At 59.7% G+C, this 258-nt stretch carries 1 protein-coding gene; it reads right to left on the bottom strand.

From position 1 onward, the window contains the following. Positions 1-258, bottom strand: a 258-nt coding sequence (locus FQ668_RS27755) for a PLP-dependent transferase (RefSeq protein ID WP_178097199.1), incomplete at both ends; no start/stop codon positions are given.

The raw sequence follows: 258 nt of genomic DNA, 5'->3' as shown, positions 1-258 counted from the left end.
GCTGAAGGCATTGACCGTAGTGCCGAACACGTCCCGGCTGCAGACGATGTTGTCGCCTTGCTGGAGAAAGGCGTGACAAAGCGCGGTGAAAGCGCCCATACCAGAAGCGAACGCCACTGCGCTTTCAGCGCGTTCGAGCGCTGCCACACGGCTTTCAAACGCTTGGACGGTCGGGTTGGTGAACCGGCTGTATACATTGCCTTGCTGCTGGCCGCTGAAGCGCTCGCATGCCTCTTTGGCTGAAGCGAAGGTATAGGC

The sequence above is a fragment of the Pseudomonas sp. Kh14 genome (assembly GCF_900291005.1).
GTDB classification, from domain to species: Bacteria; Pseudomonadota; Gammaproteobacteria; order Pseudomonadales; family Pseudomonadaceae; genus Aquipseudomonas; species Aquipseudomonas alloputida.
The sequence above is the reverse complement of the archived record's forward strand: the minus strand, read 5'-3'. Positions and strand labels throughout refer to the sequence as shown.